Here is a 14,710-nt window from a genome sequence, read left to right as displayed (position 1 = left end):
CCACTTTTTGACTCCCGACATATACAAGGCACGAGACGATACCTTTACACTACCATCTGCTTGCTTTACTTCCTTCCATAAACGAGTATAGAAAGGCATACCTAACAACAGCTTTTCCTTAGGTACTTCCGTCAACACTTGTTTTAAACCATTCTCTACCCATGGCAACGACGCTACAGAACCCGCTACAGGGCTAGAGCCCCAATGTTCGTCATAAGCCATCAACATCGTGTAATCCACTGTTTCAGCTAACGCCTTACGATCTAAGAAATTAGACCAACGATCACTTCCGTGCATCATGGTAACATCAACAGACACTGTTAAATTCTGTTCATGTAAATATGGCGTCAATTCGCGAACAAATTGAACGAAGCGCTGTTTATCATCTAAATACACATCTTCAAAATCAATATTGATTCCGTCCACCTGATACAAATTAGCATATTGAACGATCTGAGTAATCATTTTTTGACGTGTTTCAAAATCAGATAGCACTACTTTAGTCCAGTCGGGATTAAATCCATTAGATACGACTGCCCAGACCTTAAAGCCTTCACGATGCGCCCATCTTACATACGAAGCGTCAGCCTTATTGCCAACAGTTCCTTTGTCGTCTTTTAATTCGAACCACGTGGGAGCTACCACATGCAATCCAGGCATTTTAGGGATGCTGTCCAATTCAGGATTTCGGTTAACCACCTGCTCCCAAACAACATTTAATTTTTGTCCGTTCGGCTTCCAAGCAGTATTTCGTTCTTTTGGTGTATCCACGTTCACTTCTACCTGATAAGAATCTAGTTTTTTAACTTGATCCATTGGTAAATACCCAAGAACTCCATCATTAGATAAGAGATGGTACCATCCATTTGTTTCATTCAAGATCGTTACTTTTTGACCCGATGTAAGATCAGAAACAGTAGGACTTTCTTTCGTAGCATCCACTCTCATTGGTAAAGGCTTATCTTTTTCAGAACTAACCTGTCCTTGTTGGATTGTATCTCCGTTGTTATCCACTGAGATGACTTCTCTGCCTTCCATCTTGCGCAGATGAATACCATATATCTTTTCTAGAGGACTAACTGGAACGTATTTTTCCCCATCAATAATCGTGACAGGTACACGTAAATCAACTGGTTCTTTATTAACAAATGCTTTTAACTTTTCGCTTGGCATTTGGATAACTTTATCTTTCGTAGTGATGATGACCGAACGACTAGGTTCATCCCAGTACAAGTGCTGATCAATTTGTTCCTTTAAAAATGAAAAAGGTAACAGTACCTCGTCTTCCTTCATCTTATAGGATTGTGGGACTGCTTTTCCTTTATGTACAATTACCTGTTGGCGCCCATCGTAAGGAGTAACTCGTTGATGATTACCGGATTGAAAATACATCCAAATGAAATATCCTGCTAAAACAAGTATGGCCAAAAATAGCAACTTAGGAAAAAGCCTATTCCTATTTCTTCTGCGCCTTGGACGCTTTGAGGTCTCTAAATGTGCGTTCATGACTCCTCCAATGTATCACAATTCAGTTTGTTCTTCATTATAGAGACAGTTTAGAGAGCTATTTGGTTACAAAATTCTCTACATTTTGCGATAAATTTCATAAAATGTCGACTGAAGTTTATTAAAAGAGTTGAACCTTATACGATCATTCATACATATCATTTTATTCTGTCAGATGGTACAAAAAAAGAACCCTACATGTCTTTTACCACTGACATGAAGAGTCCTTACCAAGCACTTGCTATTATTGCGTTTTGTTTTCTTGACAGCTCTTGCATACACCATAAACTTCCATACGATGTCCAGAGACATGAAAGTTCGCTTGTTCACAGGCTGCTGCCTCTACCTGAGTTAAATACGGGAAGTGAAAATCCTGAATAGCCCCGCATTCAGAACAGATAATGTGATAATGTTCATCTTCTACATTGGCATCGAATCGACTAGAAGCATCTCCGTATGTTAACTCGCGAACCAACCCCGCTTCTTTAAATACTCGCAGGTTATTGTAGATGGTTGCCACGCTCATATTAGGAAATTTCCCTTCCAATGCTTTATAAATTTCATCAGCAGTTGGATGAGTCATCGTCTCAAGTAAATACGCTAATATGGCATGACGTTGCGGAGTCATACGAACACCTTGATTCTTTAAAATCTCGACAGCTCTCTCGACTTGTTGCATCATCGCCATGCACCTCACATAATATGACCTTTAAAAAGTACGTAATTAGAAATATTCTTATCCGTTAACAATAATCTAATTAGAATTGTTATAAATAAGTGTACGCTGATTCTGGAGGTTCGTCAATAACAAGCTTACAATTGCGGCTTGTTTCCCTTATTAGCTTGTCCAAGACTCTCTTTTTAAGCATGACTCTACACTCAGGATGTTTTCCTAGATGGCACTTTTGCCTTCTTTTTTATCTTTAGAGCTTGTTTACGAGTCGGACATACATCTTCCAAGGGACAAATATCACACTGCGGGTTTTGTGCTTTGCAATGATAACGCCCAAAGAAAATCATGCGATGATGGGTGTCTGACCAGTCCTTCTTAGGAATTTTTTTCATTAGAATTTCTTCTACTTGGACAGGAGAAGCATCTTGAGGACAGAATCCTAATCGTTTGGCTATCCGCTCTACATGCGTATCCACAGCAATAGCTGGTATTCCAAATGCCACACTGACTACTACGTTCGCAGTTTTCCGTCCGACACCAGGCAATTTTACCAACTCCTCATGCTTGTCAGGCACTTCTCCCCCGTATTCCTCTAATAATAAACGACATAGGGCCTGAATGTGTTTAGCCTTGTTTTTATAAAGACCAATTTGTCTAATATCCTCTTGAAGCTCCTCCAGCGAAACCTTTAAGTAGTCTTCGGGAGTCTTGTACTTTTGAAATAAATGCTCTGTGACTTGGTTTACCTTTTTATCTGTACATTGCGCTGACAAAAGTACCGCAATGGTCAATTCAAACGCGTTACTATGAGTAAGCTCGCAATGCGCATCAGGAAACATATCCGCAAGCGTCTGCAAAAATAATTTCATGGATAACCGACGCATTTCTTTTCCCTCCTACTATACTCCGAACCAGTTTTACTTTATGCATGCGTTCTATTGTAACATATGAAAAAGTTTGATCGAACCCTCTTCTAACAGGAAATTACATGGGAGAAAAAACGGGAGAAGGTGCAAAACGAAGAAGAAGTAAAAAAAGAGTACTGATATCTTACAGTGAATAGGTGATACAAACATTTTAAAAAAACAGGTATATTCAGGCATTTCAGAGAAAGATGAATCTACTAAGAGGCATAGAGGAGGAACTACTATGAAAGTTTTCATAACAGGTGGAACAGGATTTGTCGGTCATGGCATAATTGCTACCTTATTAGAAGCTTCCTATGAGGTACATTGTTTAATTAGACAAGGCTCTGAATCAAAAGTCAAAAAAGCTTATGCACTGACAGATCATCTGCATATCCATACGGGGGACATTTTTAATACAGATTCCCTTCGTGCAGCGATGAGAGATTGTGACGCAGTTATTCACCTAGTTGGTATTATTAGAGAGCAACCCGGTAAAAACATCACCTTCTCCCGCATTCATGTAGAAGGTACACGCAATGTGCTACAAGTGGCGAAAGAGTTATCTATAAAACGCTTTTTGTTCATGAGTGCATTAGGCACACGACCTCAAGCTACCAGTGGCTATCATCGGACGAAATATGAAGCAGAACAAATGGTAGAAGCGTCAGAAATTCCTTATGTAATATTCCGTCCCTCAGTTATTTTTGGTTCTAGTGATGAATTCGTGACTATGCTGGCTGATTTAGTGCGCCTGCCACTTACCCCTGTAATTGGGAGTGGTACCTATCTCTTACAACCCGTTTCTCGAAAAACAGTAGGAGAAGTTTTTGTGCAAGCTCTAACTAATGAACAAGCTACTAATCAGATTTATGAAGTAGGCGGACCACAGCAACTCACCTACATACAAATCCTACAGACAATCGGAACTGCAATTGGGAAATCACGCGTGCAAACGATTCATGTACCACTATGGTTCATGAAACCTCTCGTCTCTATTATGCAAGGGTTCTCCTTTTTCCCCATTACGCAAACCCAATTAACTATGCTGCAAGAAGGCAATTATTGTGATAACGGTGAAAGATTGTACGAAGATTTTCAGATTAATAAGATTGACTTCTTCTCTGGAATATCCGAATATCTCTCGTAAACAAAATCAGCGCCCTAATTCGTTGATATCTAAACAAATAAAAACAGCCTTTCCCTATAAAAGTACAAGAAAAAAGGCTGTTTGAGGTTCTATTCATGCAAATTAGGTTCAGTTGTTCCTAACTGGCTATTAACATACCGCGCTGCTACGAACAAAAAATCCGACAAACGGTTTAAATATTTAATAGCAACCGGGTTAATTGGTTCTGTCTCCATAAGCTCGGTTGCTCCTCGTTCAGCTCGTCTCACAACCGTACGAGCTACATGAAGAGCAGCACCAGCAGGATGTCCCCCTGGCAAGACAAAGTTAGTAAGCGGAAGTAGCTTAGCATCTAGTTGATCGATGTGCTCTTCTAAATTATTTACATCTTCCTCGATGATGGGCCAACCTACCTTTTTCCCCTCAGGTGTAGCCAATTCTGCTCCAATATGAAATAGCTTCGTCTGGATCAAATGTAACGTATCTAATAAATCTGTCCACTTATGCTCTTTCGGTAATAATGATACTGCTAATCCAACATGCGAGTTGGCCTCATCGCACGTTCCATATACTTCTACACGTGGTGCATGCTTAGGAACACGTACGCCGTAAACCAAAGATGTTTGCCCTTTGTCTCCTGTTTTTGTATAAATCTTCATGTCATCCCCACCTTTTTTCCTTTTTTCTTCTTCCATAGGTAATATCAAAAATTACGCTGGGCTTGCTACTATAATGAATTCTGTACTAGCTGAATCAAATGGAGTTTTTGCAAAACTACCGTAGCGTTCCAACACTTTAAAACCCGCTAGACGCAATAAGTGATGCAGCTCCGCCGGAAAAATGTAACGTAACGTGAAGAGACCAGTCACACGCTCCAGCATTTTCCCATTATTATCAAGAAGTTCATAGCTGCGTGTTACTTCCGCCAATTGCTGGAAATGATCATATCGAGTAAAATCGTACATCGCAACTTGCTGCCCGTCCTGAAACGGATAAATGCCACGTAACGTCAATTTTTCCCCTTCTTCATATAGATGCTTGATGTGTGGCACAAAAACATTGAAGACCAGTTTACCACCTGGCTGAAGATGCTCTCGAATACAGCGCAATGCTTTCATTTGCTCTTGAATATGAAGGAGGTGCAAAAAGGAGCGATAGGGAATCATGATTAGTTCAAAAGTTTTTCCTAAAGAAAAGTGACGCATATCCCCTTGAATAAAAGACAAGTGATCGACCGGACCAGTCCCTTCTGCTTTTGTTACCGCTTTAGCCAACATTTCCTGAGAAATCTCAAGCCCCGTTATTTGGATGCCTGCCTTAGCAAGCGGAATAGTTACACGTCCCGTCCCACATCCTAATTCCAAGACTTCCCCTTTTGCTGCTTTGGCATATTCTTCGTAAAAAGCCAAATCTCCTGCTAATCCTCGCTGTGTGAGATCATAATAGTCAGCCCAATGATACATATTCATGACTGGACCCTCCTATAGTACCAACTCATCCGATAAAATATAAGCCATGATTAATTTAGCCGTATTATCAAAAGCCGATGAATGCGTACGCTCATGTGAATGAGAGGCATCAACACCTGGTCCAATCAGCCCATGCACAATATCATAGCCAGCTCGCAAAGCAGCGCTAGCATCGGAACCATAATACGGATAAATGTCTACTTGATAATTCAATCCGTTCTCATCTGCCAATTTAACTAACTGCTTACGGAATCCGTAATGATAAGGTCCAGAAGAATCTTTTGCGCAGATAGAAACACAATATTCATCAGTTGTTTGACCCGTACCGATGGCCCCCATATCTACTGCTAAGTACTCTACTGTATCTGCTGGAATGTTAGAGTTGCCACCATAACCAATCTCCTCATTATTACTGATCAGAAAATGGGTCGTGTACGGTAGCTCTAGCTTATCCTCCTGAACGGCTTTAATAATACCTAACAGGATTGCTACACTCGCCTTGTCATCCAGATGGCGCGATTTAACGAATCCGCTCTCTGTAACTGTTGTGCGAGGATCAAATGAAACAAAATCCCCTACACTAATTCCTAGTGCCTTGACCTCTTGAGCATCTGTCACCTTTTCATCCAATCTGACTTCCATTAAATCCTCAGTACGCTCTACCTTACCACTGTCGCGATACACGTGAACAGATGCTTTAGAAGTCAAAATTGTCCCTGTATAAATGCGTCCTGTAGCTGTTTCGATCTGGCAATGCTCACCTTCGATTGCATTCCAGGCATAGCCCCCTACCATAGATAACTTCAAGCGGCCATTACTTTTTATTTCTTTAACCATAGCACCAAGAGTATCAACATGAGCCGTCAACAAACGTTGTTTATCGTTGTTGCGACCTGGTAATGTAGCCAACAATGCACCTTTGTTAGTACGCTCGATATACACGCCACTTTTGCTCAATTCTTCTTCTACCCACGAAATTACTTGATTTGTGTTACCGGATGGGCTTGGAATCTGTGCTAATTTGACAAATGTATCAATCATATAAGACAAGGACAACTTCATCGTCTTCTTCCTCTCTACTTGCTGTTTTTAGACTAGATGTTCTTTTATGTACGTAACTACTTGTTGGACATGATCCTTTACTTTGACTTTAGGATAAATCTGAGCAATTTTGCCTTCTGTATCTATAAGAAAGGTAGAACGCTCAATACCCATATACTCTCGACCATACATTTTTTTGAGTACCCACACACCGTATGCTTCTGCAATACTATGGTCTTCATCAGCAACTAGAGGGAATGGTAATTCGTGTTTTGCAATAAATTTATCATGGGATTTGACGCTGTCTGGACTTACCCCAAGCACCACTGTATTAAGAGTAGCAAAGTCACCATGGTAATCCCGAAAATCACATGCCTCAGTCGTGCATCCAGGTGTGGAATCCTTTGGATAAAAATAAAGCACGACATTTTTGCCGCGATACTCTTCTAGGTTTATGGTTTGACCATTATTTGCAGGTTTCGTAAAAGTTGGTGCTAATTGACCTACTTCTAACATGAAAAATCCCTTCTTTCCTTCATTTCTCTTATTGTAGCAAAAGTTAGGTTCAGGAAAAAGAAAAAGGGAGAAGATGCATTGCACTTTACCTTATAAAACATTACGATTACATAATAGTAAAAATTCCGACCTTTCCAAACAGAAAAAGGAGAACCTGGTGGTGGCTAACATGATAAGAGAAGTATTTGAAATAACAGATCCTGAGGCACTTAAATCCTTTGCAGTGCCTGAAAGAGTTAAAATTTTACAACTTTTCGAAGACCTAGAGCCGCGGACCGCAAAACAAATCGCTACTGAACTAGGAGAAAACGCAGCACGTTTGCATTATCATGTAAAAGAATTAGTGAAAGTTGGTCTGTTACAACAAGTACATACACGCGTAAAAGGCTCCATTATCGAAAAGTATTATCAACCAATAGCAAAAGTGATTAGGGCCAACCTGCACCTAGTCGTGGAAGAAAATGCTCAACAATTGAGTGAAATTATGTTCTCTCCTTTGCATGCGACTGAACAGGAACTTCTCTATACCATGAATCATCTGGCTGCATCTGATATTGATACACGAAAAGATTATCAGGACACCTTTGCATACAACTTTGGGAATTTACACCTGACAAAAGAAGAACGTAATCAGCTTTTCAGTGAAATGAAGGTCCTCTATCAGCGATTTAAAGACAACAAGCCTTCCGCCGATCGACTCAACTTCCATTACTTAAACCTGCTCTTCCCAACTTCACCTCGACGGGATGATCCAGATAATGCAAAATTCGTAGACGGTGATGATGAGTAAGAAACCTCACTTACCAAAGAGGAGCTGTTGTATATGCATAAGTCTCAATCATATACTGCGCAGGAATCTCGTGGCTTTAGCCATGAGAGGTTCAAGAGAAATAGGTAGACGAACACCGTGAGCTTCAAACCCCGGTATCTCTACTCACCATGTTAGAAACGTTTCAACAAGCAGGTATAAAAATGGGGATTATAACAGGCAAAGGCAGAAAGAGTGCTGATCTTTCGTTAGATGTGCTGAATCTTACCCCCATATTTCTCACTCGTCATAGCCGGTGATGAGGTAACAAATCACAAACCTCATCCGGAAGGTATTCTTCATGCGATGGAACAGCTACAAGCTAGCCCGGAAAATACCCTGTATGTAGGAGATAGTCAAGCAGATATCTCAGCGGCTAGAGCTGCAGGTATTTATGCGGTCGGTGTAAACTGGTTCCCAGCCTCGCAGAGCAACGGTATTTTTGATCCCGCTCCCGATGTTTTGTTTACAGATCCCGACAAGATGACGCAATGGTTGTTAAAAAGATGGAATGTAGTGAATGAATAAATGAAAACACAAAAAAGAGGTCCCATCCCTCATATATCTGGGGGGTGACCTCTTTTTTGTTTGTATTTTGTTGAAAAACGTAAAAGTTTACGAAATAACTGGTTTACTTGAAGTAACAGGCTTCACGGTCACTAACCCAAGTCGCGCCGACATTTTCACAAATACCGGGTAGGCAATAAGCGACAGCATAACTCCCTTAATGATATTAAACGGCACAATCCCGAGCAGGATCATACTCCACAAACTTTCCATATGAAACATTTGTAGCAATTGCTCCATTGAGATTGAGTACAGCACGGCATAGAAAGGCAACAATACAAAATAGTTAGCCATGGCCATAATCGCTGTCATAACAACCGTGCCTGCTGAAAGACCTAAAATAAAGCCAATTTTATTTTTGCATAAACGTTGCGTATAAACTGCTAGGAACACAAAGGTTCCGCCCGCAATCGTATTGGCAATTTCTCCAATGATAAAACCATCTGTGTTTTTTAATAAGAGATGTAATCCATTTTTTAAGACTTCAATCAACACCCCCGCCGCTGGGCCAAACACAAGCCCTCCAATAATGGCTGGAATAGTACTGAAATCAAGTTTTAAAAAAGTGGGCATCAACGGTACATGAAACTCCAGATAGTACAGTAGAAACGCAATGGCGGAAAGCATAGGTATTGTAACCAGCTTTTTAATACGCTCTCTTTGAATCGTGTGACTCGTTTTTCCTTTTCCTTGCATGTTGACCATCCTCTCTCTACTTTCTCCTTCTTGAGAGATGGCAACAGCAATCCGCAACCACGTAATATCTTTCGTTCCAAAGCCAAATCAAGCCTACGACGACTGTTCCGCTCTTTAAAAAGAATAAAAAAGCCCCCAAAAAAGCATAGCGCTTCTTCAGGGGCATACTGACGATTCTACCTTAATCAAGAGGGTATAGGGAAACAAAAGGGCTGTTTATCGAGCAGTCCTCTCCCTACAGCCGACGCAACGAAATAAGCACGTGTGCATCGTACTGTCGTCATCCTTCTCCCATCCAGACTGTACTGTCGGCTCTGGAATCTCACCAGATCCTGCACACTCTTGCCTACATACAGCAAAAGCGGCTCGCGGACTAACGCTCGATATGCGTATCACCGCCGGTCGGGAATTTCACCCTGCCCCGAAGGAATGTGTGTGGTTTTCTTAGTGTTCGTTAGTAGCTATTTGGTGATCTCCAGTGTCATTAAGGCTTGATATTACTGTTTTCTGTTAGTTAACTCGTTACTTTATGGATACATTAGTATCCTTTGATTTCTTCAAGTTTCCTACCAGAATCCTACCAAAATCCCTACCGAAAGAATCTGCCTAATAAGTATTAACGATGTCTGCATATTATCATCATAAAACGAAAAACGCAAGGGCATTTACCCTTGCGTAAGCTTACCATTATTTCCCTCAACCCACCCAAAAAAGGCATCGCGAGACACTTTGATAACCCCCTTTTTCCCACCCTTTCTACATGAAAAGGGGGATTATTTAATAATTCATTCGTTTGCCTTCTGCCTATATTCAGTATTTCTTGAATGTCCTTGGAATCGAGAATAATTGGCAATTCCTCTTTTTTAATCCCCTTCATATCTCGCATCCTCCTTGACTAACCTGATATTCAAATCAAGCGCCAGCTTAAAACGCCTTCATTTGAATCCCCGTTTGTCTAGTTCCATTCGGATACCCCAACCAATTCCACCGTTCTGTACGGCTTGCTGCGATGCGTACCCGAATCCCTCTTGTTGCACTTGCAGAGGTTTTAAATTGAAATAATTTTCCTCTGATAAATCAAATATCAACCTATAAGGATGAATGTAATGGTATCTTACCTACGTGAGAATGATTTTCGACCGCACAAAAAAGCCCTAATTTATATAGAGGGCTTTTGTTTTGTTAAATTTCATCTGAGGAAACCTTGCTTTTCTTTTCAGCTGTAACCTACTTCCCCATCATCAATTTATGAATTAGCCGAGAACACTCGTGATTTTAATCATGAGATGAATCGGCTTCGGACAAAGCGTGTCTTCTGACACGTTAATTGACCGACTACTTCTTTGAATAACTAACAAGAACAGGTATACTAATCTTGTACAGATTGCTCATTGAAAACTGAATGTATGGGGTTGCCATAAGGAATGCTTTGTGGCGTAAAACATTCAAGCACCTTCGTCCTCTCTGACCGAAAAGCGAAAACCAAGCAGTAGGTCAGAGAGAAGAGTCCAACGTATACTTTTTTTCAATAACCGTAGGGACTACGGGGATAGCCTGCTAATTCTCACTTCGTTGGATGTGATAGCGCAGGAATCTCGTGGCTTTAGCCATGAGAGGTTCAAGTCTTCTCATTTTGCATGTTTCCACGCTAAAATAAAATAGGTTAACAAGCACCCCCCTATGGAAATTCTTTTTATTAGATTAAATAACCAACCCCCCCCTCTGCCATTGTAGGTTTCATAAAAAAACAATGCTAAACCTCCTATTAAGGCTAGCGCCGAGAATATTAAACCTAGCTTTATTCTGGTTCTAACAACCATTTTATTCACCCCATTTCCTTTTAACTGTGCATTTTCTTTATCCACGAATTCTAACTTTTTATAATCTATCCCTTGTTCGGGCTTAGATTCAATTGAACTCAAGTCTACATCTGTAAATACCGCTTCTACATTCTTTTTCACCTCTTGGTCATTTTCTTCATTCAATAGGGTTTTTGTTTTGTTCCTAATAGCTTTTTTTTGATTTAATTCTTCCTCATAAACCTTAGATTCTGCTACTCCTGTGTCAAAATTATTTGTAAACTCTGTTGCTGTTATTTTGGTATTAATATAATCCCCATCTAAATCATATAAATCTTCAATTTTTTAATTACTGTGTCAACCTCATCATTTGCTGTTCTAGTTAGAACAATGGAATTGACTACTTTTGTTCCTTTTACATATAGTCCTTCTTCATTTGGTTCATCAGATAAAAAATCAGTTTCAAAACTTTCAACATTTTCCGATTCAGCTATTTTGGCAAATGCCGTGGAAGGCAATATGATTCCACATAGTAGTACAAAAGTTGAAACCATTGCAACAAATCTCTTCATACAATAACCTCCGTTGTAGCTCACTTCCACTCGGATTCTAGCATTAAAGTTACTCTTGATCTATTTTCACATATGACACCAAATTTACAGTCAGATGCAGTAAAAGCGCTAAAACAGATGCTGAAGTGATATCCTATAACATCCCTGAAACTCCTATCATTATCGCTAATTTCCTACAAAAAAACCTACCAACAAGATTTACGCCAAAAATAAAACGCCAAATCCCTTGATATATAAGAGATTTGACGTTCTGTCTTTATTCGTGCGTCCTTCCTGCCCTGAAGGAATGTGAAACTTTTCCCAATTGGATATTATACCCTTAATTTCGATATTTGACAATATAATTTTTTTATGCTAATTCCTATGATCCTGCACCGCTATATTTTTTCACACCTTGATTCCAAATCAAAATTCCTAAGGTAAAAAAGACAATTCCCATTACAGGAGTTAACATCGTGTACCCATACAAGGCCTCTTTTTTCAAAAAATAAGCGGAAGGATAGAAACCAACAAACGCAAAGGGCAAAATCCATTTCAATAAAATGGCAATTGCGTTGTTGTAAATGTCTACCGGATAACGCCCGTAGTTTTGAATATTCCAGATCATAGGAGCAATTCCCGTACGTGAGTCGCTATAAAAGCTGACAGACGCGATTGCTGTATAAACACCACCATAGATTAAGGTACTACTCAATACTAACAGGATAAAGATAATTGGATCATACCAGGTGATTGTGAGCTGAAGCTTCCAACCCGCATACAGCATAATTAACAAACCCGTTAGCACTCCAAACAGACGATCCGGCGAAATGGACTCCAGCGAAATTTGTGCTAAATGATTGACTGGTCTCGTCAAAATGCGATCCATTTCTCCTTTAATGATATAACGCTCATTGAAATCCCAAAAACCAAAAAACATCGTAAACAGTGCATATGGCACCAAGAAGTATCCATAAATAAAAATAATCTCATACATAGTCCAGCCCTGTAAGGTTGGGACATGCGTAAATACAACTAGAATGAATACCAGATTTAACAGTTCACTTACGACATTGGACAGCAATTCAGTAATGAAGTTGGCCCGATACGACAGTTTTACTTTAAAATACTGGCTGAGATAATCCTGAAACAAACGTATAACCTGCCCCATCTGGCTACCCTCCCTGCACGACCAAATTTCGTTTTGCACGCTGCCACAACAGAATAATCGGTATAAACAATATAGCTACCCAGATAACCTGCGTGCCGATTGCTATCCATGCTTTATCCCCATTAAGTGCACCTGTAAAAATCATACTAGGTGTAAAATTGATTGCCTGAAACGGCAGGAATTGTAGTATGGTCTGTGTTACTCCAGGAAAGAAACTAATTGGTATGACTACACCTGACAGCAAATCAACAACCATGCGTTTTGCCATGATCATCCCTTCATTTCGCATAAAGAAAAACGTTAGTAAGCCCGTGAGCAAGTTAATCTGTGTGTTAACCACAAAACCAAGTAACAGACTTATACTGTACATGCCCCATATTTCCCCACTATGTGGAAATTCGAAAGGAATAAAAAAGCGAACGATGAGAAGACCCGGAAAAGCAAAAAACACAAGACGAAAAATCCCTTCTCCCAATGCTTGTGCTGTTTTAACTGACAGATAATTGTAAGGACGAATCAGCTCGATAGCCACTTTTCCTTCTCTGACATCTTGTCCTATTTCTTGATCAATATTGTTAAAGTAAAACGCGCGAGACATCCAAGCAATCGCTACGTAGGAGGTCATTTGAACCAAAGACATCCCTACTAGATTATCCTGTCCAGAATAAATTGCTCCCCATAAGAAATAATAAGCTCCGATGTTAATCGCATAAATAATGATCCCGCTGTAGTAATTTACCCGGTAAGCCAGCATGGTCAGAAAGCGAATCCGAATCAGCTCTTGATATAATTTCCACATGCTATACTCCCCCGTTTGTCGTGGAGTAAATGTTGCGTACAATCTCTTCCGTGGAAGTTTCTTGGATCGTGACATCTGTCAGTTCAAAGCTAGCCATCACTTGAGTTAAAATGGCTGGCAGCTTTTCATGTTGAAACGAAACAGACAGCGAGTACGCATTGATACTCTCTACCTTGCATTCAAATTCAGACAAAGTAGCTCGCAGGTGTTCTGCTGTCATCTTTTGTTTAAATTGGAACACTACTTCAGTCTTGCTACCCCAGCGCTCCTTCAAATCAGTTAAGAGTCCATCAAAAATCAACTTACCACTGTCCATGACCAGTACCCGTTTACAGAGCGCTTCAATGTCAGATACATCGTGGGTGGTAAGCAATACGGTTGTATTTTCCGTTTCGTTCAGACTTTTTAGGAAGTCACGAATCTTTTGTTTGACCAAGACATCTAAGCCTACTGTTGGCTCATCAAGAAACAACAGCTTAGGTTTGTGAATTAGTGCAGCAGCGATTTCACAACGCATCCGCTGTCCGAGACTTAATTTACGAACAGGTTGCTGGATGAACGGCCCCATATCCAATTCTTCTATTAAGCGATCTTGCCATGCCTGTCCAGCCTCTTCTTCCACCTTATAAACACGGCGCAACAAACGAAACGACTCTAATGGCGACAAATCCCACCACAATTGCGAGCGTTGTCCAAATACAACACCAATGGATTGAACATATTTTTCGCGCTCCTTATACGGATGATAACCATTAATTAATATCTCTCCGCTAGAAGGTGTCAAAATGCCTGTTAGCATTTTAATAGTCGTTGATTTTCCAGCCCCATTTTCACCAATTAAGGCAAACATTTCACCTGCTTGTACATCAAAGCTAAGCTCATCAACGGCCCGTACAGTTTTATATTCTCGTTGAAAAAGATCGCGAAAAGCACCAGACAAGCCATTGCGAGCTTGGTGAATACGAAATACTTTCTCCAATTGCGTTACGTTTATCATATTTCTCGCGTTCCTTCCTCTCCGGCTTTATGTGTAACTACCACGTTAGATAGTGTATATGAGCGCATGACAACTTGCAAAAA

General features: G+C 40.3%; 15 protein-coding genes, 2 pseudogenes and 1 riboswitch (1 of these 18 cut by a window edge). Of the genes and pseudogenes, 3 read left to right on the top strand and 14 right to left on the bottom strand.

Annotation, left to right across the window (positions count from 1 at the left end; all coding sequences use genetic code 11):
* The 3 genes from EEL30_10160 to nth form a co-directional block, all read right to left on the bottom strand.
* Positions 1–1,506, bottom strand: partial view of a glycosyl hydrolase gene (locus tag EEL30_10160; protein QDX92653.1) — the 5' portion only. It extends 231 nt beyond the left edge of the window; the window shows 1,506 of its 1,737 coding nt (coding positions 1–1,506); its start codon is at positions 1,504–1,506; the stop codon falls past the left edge of the window.
* Between the two features lie 244 nt (positions 1,507–1,750).
* Entirely contained in the window at positions 1,751–2,188 is a 438-nt protein-coding gene (locus EEL30_10155) for a transcriptional repressor (protein QDX92652.1), read from the bottom strand.
* A gap of 197 nt (positions 2,189–2,385) precedes the next feature.
* Positions 2,386–3,063, bottom strand: a complete 678-nt coding sequence (nth, locus tag EEL30_10150) for an endonuclease III (protein QDX92651.1) — start codon at positions 3,061–3,063, stop codon at positions 2,386–2,388.
* Positions 3,064–3,328: 265 nt separating this feature from the next.
* On the opposite strand from nth, the gene EEL30_10145 reads away from it, so the two are divergent.
* Positions 3,329–4,234, top strand: coding sequence for an NAD-dependent epimerase/dehydratase family protein (locus EEL30_10145; protein ID QDX92650.1), 906 nt, complete (start codon positions 3,329–3,331; stop codon positions 4,232–4,234).
* A gap of 89 nt (positions 4,235–4,323) precedes the next feature.
* On the opposite strand, the gene EEL30_10140 is transcribed toward EEL30_10145, so the two are convergent.
* Genes EEL30_10140 through EEL30_10125 form a run of 4 tightly spaced genes read right to left on the bottom strand, consistent with a single transcriptional unit; the run spans position 4,324 to position 7,239 of the window.
* Positions 4,324–4,872 carry a cob(I)yrinic acid a,c-diamide adenosyltransferase gene (locus EEL30_10140; protein QDX92649.1) on the bottom strand — a complete coding sequence of 183 codons (549 nt, stop codon included), beginning with the start codon at positions 4,870–4,872 and terminating at the stop codon, positions 4,324–4,326.
* 51 nt (positions 4,873–4,923) lie between these two features.
* A complete protein-coding gene (locus tag EEL30_10135; protein ID QDX95728.1) occupies positions 4,924–5,676 on the bottom strand; it encodes a class I SAM-dependent methyltransferase in 753 nt (250 codons plus the stop codon).
* 18 nt (positions 5,677–5,694) lie between these two features.
* Positions 5,695–6,744 carry a M42 family peptidase gene (locus tag EEL30_10130; protein ID QDX92648.1) on the bottom strand — a complete coding sequence of 350 codons (1,050 nt, stop codon included), beginning with the start codon at positions 6,742–6,744 and terminating at the stop codon, positions 5,695–5,697.
* 27 nt (positions 6,745–6,771) lie between these two features.
* Complete coding sequence (locus EEL30_10125) at positions 6,772–7,239, bottom strand: thioredoxin-dependent thiol peroxidase (GenBank protein ID QDX92647.1); 468 nt, start codon at positions 7,237–7,239, stop codon at positions 6,772–6,774.
* Between the two features lie 160 nt (positions 7,240–7,399).
* Between EEL30_10125 and EEL30_10120 the strand changes: the two genes are divergently transcribed.
* Both EEL30_10120 and EEL30_10115 read left to right on the top strand, forming a co-directional pair.
* Complete coding sequence (locus EEL30_10120; protein QDX92646.1) at positions 7,400–8,029, top strand: ArsR family transcriptional regulator; 630 nt, start codon at positions 7,400–7,402, stop codon at positions 8,027–8,029.
* Positions 8,030–8,124: 95 nt separating this feature from the next.
* Positions 8,125–8,575: pseudogene (locus tag EEL30_10115) on the top strand (HAD family hydrolase).
* An 87-nt stretch (positions 8,576–8,662) separates the two neighbouring features.
* Here EEL30_10115 and EEL30_10110 read toward each other — a convergent pair.
* The 7 genes and pseudogenes from EEL30_10110 to EEL30_10080 all read right to left on the bottom strand — a co-directional run bounded on the left by EEL30_10110 (position 8,663) and on the right by EEL30_10080 (position 14,627).
* The gene (locus EEL30_10110; GenBank protein QDX95727.1) at positions 8,663–9,310 is read right to left on the bottom strand and encodes an ECF transporter S component; all 648 of its coding nucleotides are present in this window, start codon (positions 9,308–9,310) and stop codon (positions 8,663–8,665) included.
* Positions 9,311–9,589: 279 nt separating this feature from the next.
* Positions 9,590–9,743: riboswitch (FMN riboswitch) on the bottom strand.
* A gap of 232 nt (positions 9,744–9,975) precedes the next feature.
* Positions 9,976–10,187: pseudogene (locus EEL30_10105) on the bottom strand (DNA-binding protein).
* A gap of 751 nt (positions 10,188–10,938) precedes the next feature.
* On the bottom strand, positions 10,939–11,295 hold the full coding sequence (locus EEL30_10100) for a hypothetical protein (protein QDX92645.1): 357 nt from the start codon (positions 11,293–11,295) through the stop codon (positions 10,939–10,941).
* A 134-nt stretch (positions 11,296–11,429) separates the two neighbouring features.
* Positions 11,430–11,681, bottom strand: a complete 252-nt coding sequence (locus EEL30_10095) for a hypothetical protein (protein QDX92644.1) — start codon at positions 11,679–11,681, stop codon at positions 11,430–11,432.
* Between the two features lie 361 nt (positions 11,682–12,042).
* Positions 12,043–12,831: an ABC transporter permease gene (locus EEL30_10090; protein QDX92643.1), complete on the bottom strand. Its 789-nt coding sequence runs from the start codon at positions 12,829–12,831 to the stop codon at positions 12,043–12,045.
* Positions 12,832–12,835: 4 nt separating this feature from the next.
* Positions 12,836–13,630, bottom strand: coding sequence for a daunorubicin ABC transporter permease (locus EEL30_10085; protein ID QDX92642.1), 795 nt, complete (start codon positions 13,628–13,630; stop codon positions 12,836–12,838).
* Between the two features lies 1 nt (position 13,631).
* The gene (locus tag EEL30_10080; protein ID QDX92641.1) at positions 13,632–14,627 is read right to left on the bottom strand and encodes an ATP-binding cassette domain-containing protein; all 996 of its coding nucleotides are present in this window, start codon (positions 14,625–14,627) and stop codon (positions 13,632–13,634) included.
* Positions 14,628–14,710: the final 83 nt, after the last annotated feature.

The organism is Brevibacillus laterosporus (assembly GCA_007833815.1).
Lineage (GTDB): Bacteria > Bacillota > Bacilli > Brevibacillales > Brevibacillaceae > Brevibacillus_B > Brevibacillus_B laterosporus_D.
Note: the sequence above shows the minus strand (reverse complement) of the source record. Positions and strands in the feature narration are given on the sequence as shown.

Coding starts and splice junctions, on each gene's coding strand:
- EEL30_10130 (QDX92648.1), bottom strand. CDS start 6,744: ATGAAGTTGTCCTTGTCTTATATGATTGATACATTTGTCAAATTAGCA.
- EEL30_10155 (QDX92652.1), bottom strand. CDS start 2,188: ATGATGCAACAAGTCGAGAGAGCTGTCGAGATTTTAAAGAATCAAGGT.
- EEL30_10135 (QDX95728.1), bottom strand. CDS start 5,676: ATGTATCATTGGGCTGACTATTATGATCTCACACAGCGAGGATTAGCA.
- EEL30_10145 (QDX92650.1), top strand. CDS start 3,329: ATGAAAGTTTTCATAACAGGTGGAACAGGATTTGTCGGTCATGGCATA.
- nth (QDX92651.1), bottom strand. CDS start 3,063: ATGCGTCGGTTATCCATGAAATTATTTTTGCAGACGCTTGCGGATATG.
- EEL30_10110 (QDX95727.1), bottom strand. CDS start 9,310: ATGCAAGGAAAAGGAAAAACGAGTCACACGATTCAAAGAGAGCGTATT.
- EEL30_10095 (QDX92644.1), bottom strand. CDS start 11,681: ATGAAGAGATTTGTTGCAATGGTTTCAACTTTTGTACTACTATGTGGA.
- EEL30_10125 (QDX92647.1), bottom strand. CDS start 7,239: ATGTTAGAAGTAGGTCAATTAGCACCAACTTTTACGAAACCTGCAAAT.
- EEL30_10090 (QDX92643.1), bottom strand. CDS start 12,831: ATGGGGCAGGTTATACGTTTGTTTCAGGATTATCTCAGCCAGTATTTT.
- EEL30_10080 (QDX92641.1), bottom strand. CDS start 14,627: ATGATAAACGTAACGCAATTGGAGAAAGTATTTCGTATTCACCAAGCT.
- EEL30_10140 (QDX92649.1), bottom strand. CDS start 4,872: ATGAAGATTTATACAAAAACAGGAGACAAAGGGCAAACATCTTTGGTT.
- EEL30_10085 (QDX92642.1), bottom strand. CDS start 13,630: ATGTGGAAATTATATCAAGAGCTGATTCGGATTCGCTTTCTGACCATG.